Below are 16756 nucleotides of genomic sequence, written 5' to 3' on the forward strand. Positions count from 1 at the left end.
CTCAAAATGCTCAGCCGCAATATTATACGCCTGCTCGCGCAGTTCTTTTTCTGATTGAACTTCCTCTGATAGCGGCGCGAGGCCCTTTTGGGTACGCCATGTATTCACTAGCTCACGTGTAAAGGCGCGATTATGGAAGATTCCATGGAAATACGTGCCTAGCACATGCTCACAAACGGCACCATCTGTTCGTCCATTGTCTAATAATAAAAATGGTGCACAATCTGCAGTGCGCTCCGTACGTCCTAGATGAATTTCATAACCGGTTAAGATGTCCTCTGTACCATAGCGTGTGCCGGACATTTGAACGGTTCGTTTTTCACCGACAAATGTCGTCGTAATCGGCAATAATGCGAGTCCAAGCTCGTCCTGGCCATCGCCTTCAATAGCATGTGGGTCAAGCAACTGCTCACCTAGCATTTGATAGCCGCCGCAAATGCCAATGACTGGCTTCGACTGACGTGCATGCTGTAATACGCATGCATCAAGGCCCGTTTCACGTAGCCAGCGTAAATCGTCAATCGTACTTTTCGTGCCGGGTAAAATGACGACATCTGGCTTTCCAAAGTCCGCAGTAGTTTTCACAAAGCGTACGCCAACACCCGGCTCATCCATCAGTGGATCTATATCGGTAAAGTTTGAAATACGCGGTAGCTGAATGACCGCCACATCAATCGCGAATTCATCCCGCTTCGGCTTTTTAAAACGTAGTGCCGATAAGGCGAGCGAATCCTCTGCTTCAATTTGAACATTCATATACGGTACAACACCTAAAACCGGAATGCCTGTATAGTCCTCCAGCCACACGAGTCCATCATCAAGAAGTTCTTTCATGCCGCGAAATTTATTAATAATAATGCCCTTTACGCGTGCGCGTTCGTCGTCATCTAAAAGTGCCAATGTGCCGACAATCGACGCAAACACGCCGCCTCGGTCAATATCGGCTACAAGCAACACATCGGCATCCGCCGCATGCGCCATTTTCATATTTGCAATATCTCGCGCCTTTAAGTTTATTTCCGCAGGACTCCCTGCTCCTTCAAGGACGATAACATCATACTGCTCCTGCAAACGATGAATCGCAGCCTCTGCAATCGGTAGGGCCTCATCGACAAATTTATGACGATAATCACGCGCCGTCATATCTAAGTGATGCTTACCATGGACGATAATTTCTGACATCATATCATGCTTTGGCTTTAATAAAATCGGGTTCATATCCGTTGTTGCATCGACGCGCGCTGCTTCCGCCTGCACCCCTTGCGCACGTCCGATTTCGCCACCACTTGTCGTCACAAATGAATTCAGCGCCATATTTTGTGATTTAAACGGTGCGACGCGAAATCCTGCATTCGAAAAATGACGACAAAGCGCTGTCGCCAACATACTTTTCCCGACATCTGATGACGTTCCTTGAATCATAACCGCCTTTGCTTTCACCTGAATTCCCCCTTAGAATTCGAGCCCTTTTACTGCCGGAATGCCTTCCTCATAATAATGCTTCGTTGCATCAATCGTTGATACAAGATCTGCTAAATCAATCAGCTCCTGCTTCGCACTACGCCCTGTGACAACTAAATGCATCGATGCCGGACGATTTCGAATCGCCTCAACAACTTCCGCAAGTGGTAGCACGTCGTCTACTGGGAATTTTGAAATAGCTAGTGCATTATTGAGCTCATCTAATACGAGTAAATCGATTGATTCATCCGCAAGCTTTTCCTTTGTAATGGCCCATGCTTTTTGTAGCGCCTCGCGATGCTCCTCAGGCGTTTTCGTCCATGTAAAGCCAATGCCCATCTGCTTCATGTCAACACCGAGTTTTTGTAGCGCAAGCTGCTCTCCGTATGTACGCTGTGGATTTTTAATAAATTGTAAATACTCCACATGTAAGCCTCGTCCAATAGCGCGTAATGTCACGCCAAGTGAAGCCGTTGTTTTCCCTTTGCCATCGCCAGTGTATAGTAAAAATAAGCCGCGTCTTACAGCCATGTCGTTTTCTCCTCAAATGGCGTACGCTTCGTTACGTTTACTTCTTCATCCGCTGGGTAACCAATGAAAATTGTGCCGATCACTTTTTCATCATTCGCCGCACCAATAAATTCGGGTAGACGTGCATCATGGACAAGCCCAACGCCGCGTGTGCGCCATACAAAGCCAAGTCCTAATTCGCGCGCTGCTAGCCACATCGCATGTATGGCACAGCTTGTCGCGAAAATATCATCCTCGGTCGCATCCGCATCCCCCGCTACTTGCTTCGCTGTCACAACGATAACAGTTGGTGTTGTTAACACGACTTTCATTGAGCTTTCAACAAGATGTGGCTTCGTTGGAAAGCGTTCTTCTAAATAAGCTGTAGCTAATGCTTCATATGCTTTTTTCTTTTCCGCACCAAGCACGTAAAAATGCCAAGGCTCACGTAAACGGTCCGTTGGGGCATACGTTGCTACATCTAATAATTGTTCGATTTTTTCTTTTTCAACAGGGCGGTCCTCGTAATTACGAATGGCACGACGCTGTTTAATTTCTTGAATGATTGACATATTGTGCTTCCTCCTCGACCCAGGCAAGTGTGTCATGTAGACTCGCAACCTCACCGACAAGTACCATTGCTGGGTTTTTAATTTGTTGTGTTACTGCCTCGTCAGCAATTGTTTCTAGTGTGGCGGTAATTGTACGCTGCTGGGCAGTCGTACCTTTTTCAATAATCGCAACCGGCGTTGTACGCGGGCGACCATATGTCATTAATTGGTCTGCAATATAGCGCAAGTTTCCAACGCCCATATAAAAGGCTAATGTATCAATACCTGTGGCGATGTGCTCCCATTTAATCGTATCTTGGCCCTTTGAATCGCGGCCATGCCCCGTAATAATCGCAAAGCTTGAGGCCATTTCACGATGCGTCACCGAAATGCCCGCATAGGCTGGCGCTGCAATCCCGGCCGTAATACCAGGCACGACTTCATAGCGAATACCTGCCGCACGCAGTACTTCCGCTTCCTCAGCACCGCGCCCGAAAACAAATGGATCGCCGCCTTTTAGACGGGTCACGGTTTTACCCTCTTTCGCCTTTTCAACGAGCAATTGATGAATTTCTTCTTGAATAAAGTGATGGCGTCCGGGTTCCTTGCCACAATAAATAAGCTCAGCACCTGGCTTCGCCTGTGCTAACAACTCCTTATTGACAAGGCGGTCATATGCAATAACATCTGCCTGTTGAATGCATTCTAAACCTTTCACCGTAATTAATTTTGGATCCCCTGGACCTGCGCCAACTAAATAAACTGTTCCGTACATGTCTTACTCCCCTTTTACGCAGGCACGAACAAAGCGCGCTGCAACTTCTGGATTTGAAGCAAAGTGGAAATGCGTATAACCAGCGACGATATTCCCCTGCATATAGCCTTCCCCCTTCGCCTTAAATCGACTTTTTGTGTCATAAGCAAATTGCTCTGGCCCTTGCTCATACGTTGAATAATGGAATTCATGCCCCTTCGCAAGCATCCCCTCGTCTAATAAGAAGTTGTCCTTTTTACCAAAAATCTCACGATAACCGAGCGCTACACGTTTGCCCTGCATTTTGGTGATACCTGGAATCGCGCCAACCATATCAAAACGGGCACCATCTAATGTCTCAATGGCCTCCGTTAAATACATAAAGCCACCGCACTCTGCAAATACAGGCTTATCCGCGGCAATAAAGGAACGAATCGATTCTTTTGCCTTCGTATTAGTAGCTAAAATATTCGCAAATTCCTCTGGGAACCCTCCACCGATATAAAGACCATCCGCTTCTGCTGTTACCTCTTCATTTGCAAGCGGTGAGAAGTAGGCGATATTCGCGCCATTTGCTTGCAGTAACTCGATATTTTCCTTGTAATAAAAGTTAAAGGCCGCATCATGCGCAACCGCTATCGTACAGCAAGCCGCCTTTTTTTCATCAAAAATCGATGTTGGAACCGTTAATTCCGGTGCCTCTGTTAGTGCAAGTAGGGCATCAATATCAATCGTATCCGTCACAAGTGCCGCTAGGTCATCGAAGTAGCCTTGCATTTCCCCGCGTTCAAGCGCTGGAATGAGCCCTAAATGACGACTCGGCATATGCAGCTCACTATTTTTCTTTAAATAGCCAATGACCGGCACATCGCACTCCGCTTCAATAGCTGTTTTAACAATCTTAAAGTGACTTGCACTCCCGACCTGATTGGCGATAACGGCGACGATATTCGGCTTATCTGATAATAGCTGGAAGCCTTTCACAATCGCCGCTGCACTACGCGCCATTGCACCACAGTTGACGATTAGGACAACCGGTGTTTCTGTTATGACCGCAATGTCTGCGGTGGAACCGACATCCGATAAGGGGTCCTTGCCATCATAAAAGCCCATCACACCTTCAATAATGCCAATATCACTGCCCTGTGTCGCGCGGCGTACGATATCACGCACGACATCCGCTTCAAACATAAAGCTGTCGATATTACGCGATGGACGCCCGGTTACTGCCTTATGAAATGATGGGTCGATATAGTCGGGTCCACATTTAAATCCTTGTACACGTAATCCTTTCTTTTGCAATGCGGCCATTAAACCGATTGTCAGTGTCGTTTTTCCGACGCCACTATTCGTCCCTGCAATGACAAAACGCTTCATGCGGTCCCCTCCTTAAAATAAAATTTCTGCAACAGAAATGGTTGTATTCCCTGATTTTTTCTTCACGAGTAGGAGCTCATCATTTCCACTATAAAGTCGTACTGCTGGCTCACTCACGCCGTAAACTCCTGTGTATTTAAAGACGGTATCGGAAGGCTCTGTCACAAGCTGACTGTTTAACTCGTCCTTTGTATACCATTTAAATTGCCAATCATATTTTGATGTAATGTCGTGGAAGCATGGCTCATCACGTTTTAGCTCAAATGTGACAAGTGCTTTGACGCTTTTAATCGATAATCCAAGCTCCTGTAAGGTTTCCTTGATCACGGCATCGACTTCCTCCGCCGATGTACCACGATTACAGCCCATGCCAATGACGAGTGATTTCGGGCGATAAATAACATGATTTTCAACTAAGTCGTCCTCGTTCAGTAAACGATGACTAATGATCAGTGCCGCATCTGGTTTTGCGGCCATAGCGCTTTCAAGTGACGCATATTCTACTAAGCTCGGCGGCATCGGGGCATCGTGCATCCACCAATTTTTCTCACCCGCTTCTTGTACAATTGCGACATGCTCTTCATTCACAACAGCGGCTGATACAGGCGTTAACTTCTCTGCCGAATCCCACTGCCAGCCAAATTTTGCACCGAATAAATCAACGGGAATCGTTTTTTGTACATCCGATGCCGTTGTAATAACCGCATTGGCGCCAAGTGCATCTGCTACGGTATGAGTCAGTGCATTAGCACCGCCTAAGTGACCCGACAGCATACTAATGACATTGTCACCGCGGTCATCAATGACCACAACCGCCGGGTCAACCTTTTTATCAACAAGAAGCGGCGCAATCATGCGTACGACCGCACCAAGTGAAATAATCGTAATGATGCCATCATAATGTTTAAAAAGTGCCGGGAAAAGCATACGTACACTGTTTTTAAACAGCTGTACATTATGCTCACGCTCATCACCGCGCTCAAATTTACTCATATAATAAACATCTGTATTTGGAAAATTAGCATGCAAACGACGTGCAATATCGACACCATGCTTTGTAATCGCTACGACCGCATATTGGTGCTTCACCTCAATCGGCGCTAGGACGTCTTCTTGTAGTTCGATGACCATTACTCTGTCACCGCTTTACGGAAGCCATGTGTAAATGTTTTATCATATAATTTTGAACGATAATCTTTTTCGTGGATGTTTGGATCAAGTGCCCAGCCCGCTAAAATCATCGCATGTTTACGAATGCCGTTTTTACGCATATCTTCGTCTAAGTTAATGAGCGTTGTGCGCACGATTTTTTGGTCGGGCCATGTAGCACGTTGCACAACGGCAATCGGTGTATCATCGCTCCAACCAGCTGCTTGCAATTCTTTGACAATTTTTTTCGTTAAAGTGGCACTTAAGAACAACGCAATCGTACAATGATGGCTTGCTAAGTCTTTTAATTTTTCCATTTCAGGGACAGGCGTACGCCCTTCTGCACGCGTTAAAATAAGCGTTTGTGTCAGGTCTGGAATTGTTAATTCAGCACCCACTGCAGCTGCTGAAGCGAATACCGAGCTAACGCCTGGAATGATTTCGCATGTAATATCATGCTGTTTTAAAATCGCCATTTGTTCCATAATAGCGCCGTACATTGCTGGGTCACCCGTATGCACACGTGCTACGACCTTGCCGTCATTAACACGGTCGACGATGGCTTGTACCATTTCATCTAAATGCATACCCGCTGTTTTCACGACTTCCGCTTCTGGCTTTGCTTTTGCGATTAATTCTTGATTAACAAGTGAATCGGTATACATGACGACATCTGCCGTTTGAATCATTTTTAAGCCTTTGACTGTTACTAAATCTGGATCCCCAGGGCCTGCACCTACGATATAAATTTTCTTCATTATTTACGCACCACCATTAATGTTAAGTATTCAAGCTCGACACCATCAAGCTCAGATGTTTTCCAAATGACTTCCTCATCAGACGTTACTTTTGTCACAACATGTGCTTTTTCTAATAAACCTAAATCACGTAGCACACGTAGCATTAAATCAATGACTTTTGCAACTTTAATGAACACAACGGCATCATGGTCCTCGATTGCTTTACGCATTTGGTCGTAATCATCCACTGCTGGAATCATCGCAATATGGTCATCGCCATCACCTAGCGCAATGCCTAGACGAGAGGCCGAGCCATTGAATGATGAAATCCCCGGCACCATTTTAATATCAACTTCTGGGTGGCGCTCCTTCATCAAGTTCATTAAGTGAATGAATGTGCTATAAAGCATCGGGTCACCTTCTGTCACGAAGGCCACATCATTTCCTGCCGCAATGCGTGCATATACCTCGTCTACTGCTTTATTCCACTCGCGGTCCAATGTTTCCTGATGCTTTGTCATCGGGAATACAAGGCCCAGCATTTCTTTATCCATGCCACTGACGTACACATCAACGATGCGCTGTGCATAGCTTTTTTTGCCCTTCATCTTTTTAGGATACGCAATGACGGGTGATTCTTTCATAATGCGGAATGCTTTTACGGTAATTAATTCTGGATCCCCAGGTCCTACCCCTAAGCCGTACAATGTTGCCATGTTAAATTTCCTCCCTAACTGCTGTAATAATGTATATTGGATTTAATGGCACAAAACGTGTCATATTTAAAATTGGTTTGCTGCGAGAAATTTGCGCTTGAATAATCGATACAGTAAGCCCTAATTCTTTAAATGTTTCAACAGCTTTTGCTAAATTTTCAATCGTTGCTGCATTTAAAACGATGCGTCCACCTTCGTTTAAACGGCCCGCAATCGTCGCGAGTAAATCTTTCATATTGCCGCCTGTACCGCCAAGGAATACCGCATCTGGATTTGGAAATTCATCCAAACGCTCCGGTGCCTTGCCATGAATAGCGGTCATATCCACGCGGAATTTGCGCTGATTTTCTAAGCAATTGGCTAAGTCAGGCTCATTTTTTTCAATAGCATACACCGCACCGTTTTTCGCGATGCGTCCGGCTTCAATGCCCATCGACCCTGTGCATGTACCAATATCCCACACAATCGAATCCTCTTTGACATTTAGCTGCTGAATCGATAACACACGAATTTCCTTTTTCGTAATCAAGCCTTTATCGGGCTTACGTTGTGAAAATTCCTCGTCCTCAATGCCAAGTGGCCAAACTTTCGGCGCTTCTGTAGCGTGTAAAATAACGACATTTAGCGGTGAAAATTCAGCTGTACGCATGTCTTCTAATGAAAAATGGCGACAGCGCTCATCGGCCCCCTCTAAATTCTCTGCAACAAAGGCGCGGTATTCGTGAAAGCCAAAATCAAGTAAATAATCGGCAATGGCATTGGGTGTATTGATGTCATCTGTCAGCAGCGCAACTTTTTTCTCACCATTTATTTTTTGTGCGAGGCCTTTTATTGACCGGCCATGTAAGCTCACAACTTTGGCGTCTTGCCATGACAATTGATGACGCGCAAATGCTAATTGAACCGAACTTAAATGCGGGTATACCTCTAATGTCATTTTTGACGCAAGATAGTTACCAATGCCGTAAAATAATGGGTCACCTGACGCTAAAATGACGATATTTCCCTGTGCTGCTAAAATGTCTGCGACGACCTTTTTTAGTCCGCCTTTAATAACAATTTTCTTGCCGTTATATGTATCGAAGAAGGCGAGAACACGCTCTCCTGCGACTAACACATCACTGTCTTCGATGAATTGTTTCTTTTCTGTGCTTAATGAATCGACACCGCTATCCCCGATGCCAATCAATTTGATCGATGTTGTCAATGTTCTCAGCCCTTCCTAGTTGTTCGCCCTTCATGGAATAAATAAAGGTACTTAATTCGATGCCGCCACCCGTATGATGAATCGCCGAGTAACAGCATGCCTCACATAAATGATTGAAAAAGATATCATAGCCATGCTCGGACATAATTTCGCCAACATGTGAAGCCGTATTTGCCGCGCGTACTTCGTCTTGCAGATTCTCTGGTACTCCAACATCGTCTGCAAGCTCTGCAAGGAAGTTAAAATCAATCGGCGCGCTTTTTGAATGCACCATCATGACGCCCTGTGCGACTTTTGAAAATTTCCCCATCATGCCAACGAGCGTTACTTTTTTAATGTCATGCTTTTTACAATGCTTCAGTGCATGTCCTACAAAATCGCCCATTTCAATAAAGCATTCCTCTGCAAGCTCCGGAAACAGCGCCATCGCATAGCGTTCACTACGCCCACCGGTTGTCAGCACTAAATGTTGCTGACCGGCAGCATGAGCCACACTGACCGCTTCGGAAATACTCGCCATATACGCAGCACTTGAAAATGGTACGACGGTGCCACGCGTGCCTAAAATCGAAATACCGCCTAGAATTCCTAGACGTCCATTCAGTGTTTTCTTCGCCAGTTCCTCTCCTGCCGGAACAGAAATGACGACCTTCACCCCGCGCTTCACACCAAATTGTGCAAGTGTTTCATTTACGACTTCATGTAGCATCTTTCGTGGTACTGGATTGATGGCTGCCTCCCCTACAGGCACCGGTAAACCAGGCTTTGTGACACGCCCTACACCGATGCCACCATCTAGTACAACGTCTTCCCCATCGATAAACGATACGGTCGATTCGATAAGTGCTAAATGCGTCACATCCGGGTCATCGCCCGCATCTTTAATTGTGCCGCATCGCACCGCATCCCCAACATGTACGGTATGTTCCATCGTAAATGTCGCATACTTGCCGACCGGTAAAAAAATAGTTACCGTTTCTTGCTCCTCGCCCGTCAGTAGTGCAATAAGTGCGGCCTTTGTGGTGGCCGTTGCACAGGCGCCGGTCGTATACCCCGAGCGCATATCTTTCGGGTCTTTTTTCTTTCGTTTCTCCACGCTAGTCTTGACGATCCGCCAGAATCGAAATCGCATTTAGCGCTGCAACAGTTACCGTACTACCGCCTTTACGCCCTACATTTGTAATGAATGGTACTTCTGTTACTTTCGCAAGCTCTTCTTTTGACTCAGCTGCTGATACGAAACCAACCGGCATCCCAATAATTAAGTCCGGCTTCGCGATGCCTTCACGAATTAAACGAATCAGTTCAAGTAAAGCAGTTGGCGCATTCCCAATGGCATAAATACCACCTTCATGTAAGCGAGCCGCCTTTTGCATCGAAATAATCGCACGCGTTGTATTATGCTCTTTCGCCATTTTTGATACGTCCTCATCGGCGATATGACAGAATAAGTCGCCGCCATGTTTTTGGAATCGTTTACGTCCTGAGCCACTTTGAATCATTTGCACATCAGCAATAACCGGACGACCTGCACGAATTGATTCCACACCTGCACGAATCGCATCTGGATGTAAAATTACACTTTTTCCTAATTCAAAATCCGCTGAAGCATGGACGATACGGCGAATAATTGACCATTCATCGTCATTGTAATCATGTGGACCATACTCTTCTAAAATCGTTTCAAAGCTATAGTCATAAATACGGTTTGGCTCAACTGTAAGCGGTGTAAAATCCGTATTGAAGTTATCGGTATTGATAAATAATTCTTTTTGCTCTGTATCATTTGTCATGTAAAATTCCCCCTATAAATTGTTCGACTGCTTCAAATGTGTCGAATGCATTGTCATATTGAATTTTCGGTCGTGTAATGAGTACAACCTCGATGCCTAAATCAAGCGCCGCCGTAATTTTTTCATCTACGGAGCCAGCTTTTCCGCTTTCCTTCGTAATCATCAGCGTCGTGTCAAACTGCTTATATAGCGCCTCATTCAGCTCACGAGAAAACGGTCCTTGCATCGCAATAATATTTTTTTGTTCAACGCCAAGTGCGGCGCATTTTTCCATATTGTCTAGACGCGGTAGCATACGCGCAATCATGCGAATACCGTCAACACCAACTAATTTATCTGCAAAAATTTGCAGCGTCTTACTGCCTGTTAGTAGCATAACGTTCCCCTTACGAGCGAGTGCGACATCTGCCGCTTGTTCATACGTTTCAACCGCTGTAATGAGTGGATTTGTAAAATCCTCTGATGTACGCTCATAGCGGCAATACGGTACATCCGCTAACTTCGCAGCTTCCTGCGCATTTTTTGACGCCTCTTCTGCAAATGGATGGCTCGCATCAACGATCATGTCGTCACCGCGTTCTTTCACCTTTGCAGCCATTTCCTCAGCTGTTAAACGCCCAACAAAGGTAGGAATGCCCTCATCTGTTAAGCTTTTCGCTGCCGAATCGGTTACGACGGTTGCAAGCACATCATAGTGTGCAGCTAGACGAACAGCGAGTGCACGAGCATCACTTGTTCCAGCTAAAAATAACATACGCTTTATCTCCTAATCTCCGCATGGTGCAGGAGCAATTTTAATTTTCGGTGCAATATCCTGATAGACGAAGTTGCCTAGTTTCTTCACGCGCTTGAAATATTTAAATAATCGTTCATTTGGATGCGCATTCTCTTTATATTCCGCCACAAGCCCTTCTACCATTGGCACAAGCTGCTCTTTTGATAAGCCTTCGACAACGGGCTGACCAGGATGCGCGGTACGACCAACTGGCTTCGCGCCGATAAAGACATCAAAGGCCCCTTTACGGTAGACAATCCCAATGTCATCCATCACCGCGCGGTAACATGCCATCCCACAGCCATTAAAGCCAATATTTAATTCCTTCGGTAAATTCATACCGCCAAGAACGCTGTGTAGCTCCTCTGCATATGGAATTGAATCCGCCTTTTCACCATCACAGAAATCACACGCTTTAATACGTGCCACGTCGCCGTATGGTGAAACAAGTAAGCCTGATTCCTTCAAACGGTCCGTAATAAGCTCAGGGGCCGTCGTTGGAATGCGCAAAATGAATTCATGCTCTGGCGTATATTCCATCGTGCCTTTTTCACCGACAACATCTGCGAGTGTCATCATTTGCTGCGGCGTAATTTTTTTATTAGCCACACCTGGACTAACGGCTAATTCAAAAATCGATTCCATTTTCTGATGCACATAGTGCTTTGGCTCAAAAACCTCGACACCTAAGCAACCAAGTGCCTCCTCCGCTAAAGATAAGGCCGACTCGATAGGTTTTAATGGCTCAGGCTTTTTTTCTGGTGCTGGTGCTACGGGCTCATAAGAACGCCCTGTCTCCTGATCCATTGCCCATGGTTCTGCTTCCTTCTTCAAGCGCTGATGCGGCTTCAGCGGTTGCTTTTCTTCGCCTAATGTATATTTCTTTTGATAGCCACGAGGCGTAATCATTTTATTATCATAGAAAAATGTTGATGAATTCCCGATAACAACGGTTGTCAACATGCCAATGTCATGCGTCAGCATTTCCGATAAGGTCGTCATCGTAATATGCTGTGAATCACGATACGCACTTTTTACTAGGCCAACTGGTGTATCCGGATGACGATATTCAAGTAAAATACGCTGTGCTTCAACGATTTGGCGCGTACGACGACCACTTTTCGGGTTGTACAGTGCAATAACGAAATCCGCCATTGCGGCTGCTTCAATTCGTTTTGAAATTAAATCCCATGGTGTTAAGTGGTCACTCAAGCTAATCGTACATGAGTCATGCATGACCGGTGCGCCAAGTAACGACGCACATGAGTTGATTGCCGAAATACCTGGCACGATTTCAACCGGTATACCCGTTTCTTCCGTCCAGCCCTTTTCGATTAACACTTCATACACAAGCCCTGCCATACCGTATACACCCGCATCACCACTTGAAATAACGGATACGATTTCGCCGGCCTCTGCTTGCTTCACCGCTTCCTGTGCACGTGATACTTCCTCCGTCATCCCTGTGCTGACAACTGCTTTTGCTGTAATTAAATCTTTGATTAAATCGACATACGTTTTGTACCCGATCACCACATCACTCATTTTCAGTACATCGACTGCACGATTCGTAATATGTTGAAAGTCCCCTGGTCCAAACCCGACGACGAATAATTTACCCTGTGCCATGATACTTCCTCCATTTCTTGTCACTCACAACTCCCCATTCGGACAATGAAGACAACAAAAAAAGCCTTCTATTCCGGAGAATAAAAGGCTGAACATACTGAAAATTCGCAAGTTTAAAAAATACTGCAAATAAAGTTTGTCCAAAAGCTTCTCCCTCCGAAAAGTTTTGTCCGATTTTAAAAGCAGGTTTCCTGACTCAAGTGTCTATGACGTCATCCCTTCTCAGCTTTAGCCAATGGATTTGATGACCTCAACACTCTTACAGTAGCGGGGGCTGTAATGGCTTCTCACCATTTTCCCTATTATCCTCACAACGAGGCACTTCTAAAATGTATCGTTAGTATTTAGTTTTTAAAAAATCTTATTTTCATCATATCGGTAATTATCTTACTTTTCAAATCTTTTTTTACTATGATGTTATAGTACAAAAGAAAATTCGCATAAATCGCTTGAAATCACAGCGTTTTCTCTGTATTGATACAAGTTTTTCGATTTCAAATAAATTGAAATAAAAATTGTTATTGGCAAATTTCCACGACAATGATAAGCTATTTTACGAAATGTCGAAAAATTATATACAATTTTACGGTGCGGATAATCAATTATTCGCTTAAAAGGGAAACTTGTGAAAAACAAGTGCTGTCCCGCAACTGTGATGCTGAGTTTCATTGCGTATGCCACTGTCTAAACGATGGGAAGGTGTAATGAAATGTTGACGCGAAGCCAGGAGACCTGCCGTAAAATCAATTCGGCCTACGAGGATAGGTGTACGAAAGACAAACTTACGATGAATGCTGTCTTTTTGTGCCTATTTCCGTTATGGAGATAGGCTTTTTTCGTACATTCCTCTACTTTTATAAGGGGGATTTTGCATGAAAAAATTATTAAAATTAATGTACTTCGCGCCCATTTTACTGCTCGTACCAACGCGGGCGAATGCGATGCACATTATGGAAGGGTTTTTACCAGTCGAATGGGCCATTTTTTGGTGGGTACTCGCGCTACCATTCATTATTTTAGGGATTCGTTCGATCACGAAAACGATTAAGGAGCATCCCGAAACAAAAATGATGCTTGGTTTATCTGGCGCGTTTGCTTTCGTCTTATCTGCACTAAAAATACCATCTGTGACAGGAAGTTGTTCACATCCAACAGGTGTGGGCCTTGGTACGGTATTATTCGGACCGCTTGCGATGAGTGTTGTCGGCTCTATCGTTCTACTATTCCAAGCACTTTTACTTGCGCATGGTGGCCTGACAACACTTGGCGCCAATGCTTTTTCAATGGCAGTCGCTGGTCCAATCATTGCATGGTATGTTTTTAAAGGCGCACAAAAAGTTGGTTGGTCGTTCTCTGTTGCGGTCTTTTTAGCAGCGATGCTTGGTGACCTCGGTACATATGTTGTGACATCATTCCAATTAGCACTTGCCTTCCCAGCTGAGTCTGGTGGTATTTTCGCATCATTCGGTAAATTTGCGAGCATTTTCGCCTTCACACAAATTCCACTTGCGATTAGCGAAGGATTGTTAACCGTTGTTGTCATGAACTTCTTACGTAAATACAATATTGCTGAATTAAAAGCATTAAATATTTTCAAAAAAAATAAGGAGGCGGCATAATGTTCAAAAAAAATCTCTTATTAATCGCCATCGTTATTATTTTAGCCATTGTGCCACTATTCCTTCAAAAAGGCGCTGAGTTTGGTGGCGCTGATGGTGAAGCGGAAGCGGCCATTACTGAAATTAACAAAGATTATGAGCCATGGTTTTCAAGCCTTTGGGAACCACCAAGTGGCGAAATTGAAAGTTTATTATTTGCACTACAAGCGGCAATTGGTGCAGGATTTATCGGTTACTTCTGCGGTTTAATGCGCGGACGCTCAAAAAAAGTGGACAAGGATCTGCATGATTCCCATTGATCAATACGCCTACGTTAATCGTTTAGCGACAGTGCATCCACTTGAAAAAATGGCCTTTTCATTTGTATTTTTATTATTTGCCATTTCAACAAAAGATGTGCTGATTTCACTCATTACGTTTTTCGTAATGAGTGTTTTCATTTTAATTGCCGCAAAAATTCCGCTAATAACGTATCTTAAACTGCTCCTTCTACCTGGCTTCTTCTTATTATCGAGCCTTGCAGGAATTTTAATTTCTTTTACAACCGCCACTCATTTACCGAGCCATGTTGCGGATTGGACCGTCTTTGGTGTGACGATTTTCATCGGCACCGCAAGTATTCATACGGCCTATCATTTATTTTTTTCAGTGCTCGCAAGCATTAGTTGTTTGTATTTTTTAACGCTGACGACACCCATTACCGCCATTACCTATGCGATGCGAAAACTAAAATTCCCAATTGTATTTGTTGATTTATGTGAATTAACATACCGTTTTATTTTCGTGTTCTTAGCGAGTATGCAGCGCATTTATCAGGCACAGCAGTCACGTCTCGGCTATCAAAATAAAAAGCGATGGATTCAGTCAATTGGCTTTTTAATTACTTCGATGTTTAAGGATGTCTTCAAGCGTGCGCATGAGCTCAACAATGCGATGCAGGCGCGCTGCTATGATGATACAATCACCGATACATTGTATGGCTATAGTGTATGTCGTCGTAATTGGTACGGTGTTGCCGCTTGTCTATGCGGTTTATTTATTATTTACTTCACATTAGGAGGGCTTCTTACATGACGATTTCTTTTCAGCACGTCACATTTCAATACGGAGACGGGACGACCGCATTACATGACTTATCCCTCGACATTCCAACGGGGAAAAAAATCGCCCTTCTTGGCAATAACGGTGCCGGGAAATCGACTCTTTTTCAGCATATGAATGGCCTTTTACAGCCAACAAATGGCACCGTTTTATACAACGACGTGCCGCTAGACTATAAACGTAAAGGCCTGCAAACATTACGCCAAAAAGTGGGCATTGTCTTTCAAGACCCGGACTCGCAGCTCTTTTCTGGTACGGTTGAGCAGGATATCGCCTTTGGACCGACCAATCTTGGCTGGGATAAGAAAATCGTTAAACAAAAGGTCGATGCTGTTATTGATCTTCTTGAAATTGAAGCCTTGCGCAAAAAGCCCCTTCATTTTCTAAGTCTCGGCCAGAAAAAACGCGTGGCCATTGCGGGTGTTCTAGCAATGGAGCCAGAATTGATGATTTTGGATGAGCCCTCTGCTGGACTTGATGGCTATTATACACAGCAAATCATGCAGATTTTATCGACACTGCACACGCCTGAGCGCACGATTATTTTATCGACGCATGATGTGAATTTTGCCTATGAATGGGCAGATGAAATTATTGTCGTTAGTGATGGCCAGCTGCTTTATCAAGGGGACCCAGTTCATTTATTCAAGCATGATACGATTTTAAAAAAGGCCCATCTCGACACACCGTGGCTTTTTGAAACGACGATGGCCTTAATTCAAAAACAGATTATCAAGCCACTCGAACACTTCCCGCGCTCAAAGGAGGCTCTTTTTGAGCTGTTACCAACATGGCGCGCGGCGCAATTCGTCTAAAATTGGGGTATAGGATAATGAGGTGATGGCCGCATGAAAAAACTACTCGCAATTGCACTGATGATTCCTATTCTCGCAGGCTGTACGACCACGCCAACGGAAACACCCACACCAACAAACCAAAAGCTGACTTGGTATGATAGCCGCGAGGAAGCGCTCCTTAAAGGCTTAAAAAAAGAAGGCACACGGAAGGAAAATATTTTAGAGACAAAGCAATTTGGCGATGAGCAACTCATTATTTATCACGCCACAACTACACAGGGTGAAGGTATTGGCGTCGCGGCGATGCAGCAAGAAAACGACGAAAAATTCGCGTGGACGCGTGTATCGAATAAGCTTACCGTTCGCTTTGCAGACGGACAGACCGCCAATAGTCAAACGACATTCCATAGCCCTGAAGGTGTGCATTATCGCCTGTATATCGGCATTATGCCTAAGGATAAAAAAACGGTTGTCATTAATGGTCGTTCAATCCGGCCTACTGTAGATATGGATACACGTATGTATTATCATATTAAAAAAGTGAAATAAAAAAACGGCTCCCTGTGAGCCGTTTTTT

At 44.6% G+C, this 16756-nt stretch carries 18 protein-coding genes and 2 riboswitches; of the genes, 5 read left to right on the forward strand and 13 right to left on the reverse strand.

From position 1 onward, the window contains the following. The 13 genes from KTHG_RS13290 to cobJ form a co-directional block, all read right to left on the reverse strand. Window positions 1-1440 (reverse strand): cobyric acid synthase (locus tag KTHG_RS13290; RefSeq protein WP_139994297.1); only part of this gene is annotated, 1440 nt, incomplete at its 3' end. A gap of 12 nt (window positions 1441-1452) precedes the next feature. Beyond that, entirely contained in the window at window positions 1453-1992 is a 540-nt protein-coding gene (locus KTHG_RS13295; RefSeq protein ID WP_126991612.1) for a cob(I)yrinic acid a,c-diamide adenosyltransferase, read from the reverse strand. Next, a complete protein-coding gene (locus tag KTHG_RS13300) occupies window positions 1983-2543 on the reverse strand; it encodes a nitroreductase family protein (protein WP_139994182.1) in 561 nt (186 codons plus the stop codon). The genes KTHG_RS13295 and KTHG_RS13300 overlap by 10 nt, the downstream gene beginning before the upstream one ends. Next, the gene (gene cobA, locus KTHG_RS13305) at window positions 2521-3297 is read right to left on the reverse strand and encodes a uroporphyrinogen-III C-methyltransferase (RefSeq protein WP_139994184.1); all 777 of its coding nucleotides are present in this window, start codon (window positions 3295-3297) and stop codon (window positions 2521-2523) included. Before cobA ends, KTHG_RS13300 begins: the two co-directional genes overlap by 23 nt. Window positions 3298-3300: 3 nt before the next feature. After that, window positions 3301-4653 carry a cobyrinic acid a,c-diamide synthase CobB gene (locus KTHG_RS13310; protein WP_139994186.1) on the reverse strand — a complete coding sequence of 451 codons (1353 nt, stop codon included), beginning with the start codon at window positions 4651-4653 and terminating at the stop codon, window positions 3301-3303. A 12-nt stretch (window positions 4654-4665) separates the two neighbouring features. Further along, entirely contained in the window at window positions 4666-5784 is a 1119-nt protein-coding gene (locus KTHG_RS13315; RefSeq protein ID WP_139994188.1) for a cobalt-precorrin 5A hydrolase, read from the reverse strand. Next, the gene (gene cobM / locus KTHG_RS13320; protein WP_126991607.1) at window positions 5784-6560 is read right to left on the reverse strand and encodes a precorrin-4 C(11)-methyltransferase; all 777 of its coding nucleotides are present in this window, start codon (window positions 6558-6560) and stop codon (window positions 5784-5786) included. The genes KTHG_RS13315 and cobM overlap by 1 nt, the downstream gene beginning before the upstream one ends. Beyond that, window positions 6560-7258, reverse strand: a complete 699-nt coding sequence (cobI, locus tag KTHG_RS13325; RefSeq protein WP_139994190.1) for a precorrin-2 C(20)-methyltransferase — start codon at window positions 7256-7258, stop codon at window positions 6560-6562. Before cobI ends, cobM begins: the two co-directional genes overlap by 1 nt. Before the next feature lies 1 nt (window position 7259). Beyond that, window positions 7260-8465, reverse strand: a complete 1206-nt coding sequence (gene cbiE, locus KTHG_RS13330) for a precorrin-6y C5,15-methyltransferase (decarboxylating) subunit CbiE (protein WP_139994192.1) — start codon at window positions 8463-8465, stop codon at window positions 7260-7262. Then, window positions 8428-9561 (reverse strand): cobalt-precorrin-5B (C(1))-methyltransferase, encoded by a 1134-nt coding sequence (locus KTHG_RS13335; RefSeq protein WP_255512457.1) that lies wholly within the window; start codon window positions 9559-9561, stop codon window positions 8428-8430. The genes cbiE and KTHG_RS13335 overlap by 38 nt, the downstream gene beginning before the upstream one ends. Before the next feature lies 1 nt (window position 9562). After that, window positions 9563-10258 (reverse strand): precorrin-8X methylmutase, encoded by a 696-nt coding sequence (locus tag KTHG_RS13340; RefSeq protein ID WP_233600619.1) that lies wholly within the window; start codon window positions 10256-10258, stop codon window positions 9563-9565. Then, a complete protein-coding gene (gene cobK, locus KTHG_RS13345) occupies window positions 10248-11012 on the reverse strand; it encodes a precorrin-6A reductase (protein ID WP_139994196.1) in 765 nt (254 codons plus the stop codon). Before cobK ends, KTHG_RS13340 begins: the two co-directional genes overlap by 11 nt. 12 nt (window positions 11013-11024) lie before the next feature. Further along, window positions 11025-12662 carry a precorrin-3B C(17)-methyltransferase gene (gene cobJ / locus KTHG_RS13350; RefSeq protein WP_139994198.1) on the reverse strand — a complete coding sequence of 546 codons (1638 nt, stop codon included), beginning with the start codon at window positions 12660-12662 and terminating at the stop codon, window positions 11025-11027. 164 nt (window positions 12663-12826) lie between these two features. Continuing rightward, a riboswitch (cobalamin riboswitch) is annotated at window positions 12827-13003 on the reverse strand. A 228-nt stretch (window positions 13004-13231) separates the two neighbouring features. After that, a riboswitch (cobalamin riboswitch) is annotated at window positions 13232-13416 on the forward strand. Between the two features lie 118 nt (window positions 13417-13534). On the opposite strand from cobJ, the gene KTHG_RS13355 reads away from it, so the two are divergent. From KTHG_RS13355 to KTHG_RS13375, 5 genes are read left to right on the forward strand one after another with little or no spacing between them, the layout of a single operon-like run. Next, window positions 13535-14281, forward strand: a complete 747-nt coding sequence (locus KTHG_RS13355) for an energy-coupling factor ABC transporter permease (RefSeq protein ID WP_126991601.1) — start codon at window positions 13535-13537, stop codon at window positions 14279-14281. Beyond that, window positions 14281-14580 (forward strand): energy-coupling factor ABC transporter substrate-binding protein, encoded by a 300-nt coding sequence (locus tag KTHG_RS13360; RefSeq protein WP_126991600.1) that lies wholly within the window; start codon window positions 14281-14283, stop codon window positions 14578-14580. Before KTHG_RS13355 ends, KTHG_RS13360 begins: the two co-directional genes overlap by 1 nt. Next, window positions 14567-15355 carry a cobalt ECF transporter T component CbiQ gene (cbiQ, locus tag KTHG_RS13365; protein WP_126991599.1) on the forward strand — a complete coding sequence of 263 codons (789 nt, stop codon included), beginning with the start codon at window positions 14567-14569 and terminating at the stop codon, window positions 15353-15355. Before KTHG_RS13360 ends, cbiQ begins: the two co-directional genes overlap by 14 nt. After that, window positions 15352-16197 carry an energy-coupling factor ABC transporter ATP-binding protein gene (locus KTHG_RS13370; protein WP_139994200.1) on the forward strand — a complete coding sequence of 282 codons (846 nt, stop codon included), beginning with the start codon at window positions 15352-15354 and terminating at the stop codon, window positions 16195-16197. The genes cbiQ and KTHG_RS13370 overlap by 4 nt, the downstream gene beginning before the upstream one ends. Before the next feature lie 33 nt (window positions 16198-16230). After that, a complete protein-coding gene (locus KTHG_RS13375; RefSeq protein ID WP_126991597.1) occupies window positions 16231-16728 on the forward strand; it encodes a hypothetical protein in 498 nt (165 codons plus the stop codon). Window positions 16729-16756 lie beyond the last annotated feature (28 nt).

The sequence above is a fragment of the Kurthia sp. Dielmo genome (assembly GCF_000307285.2).
GTDB classification, from domain to species: domain Bacteria; phylum Bacillota; class Bacilli; order Bacillales_A; family Planococcaceae; genus Kurthia; species Kurthia populi.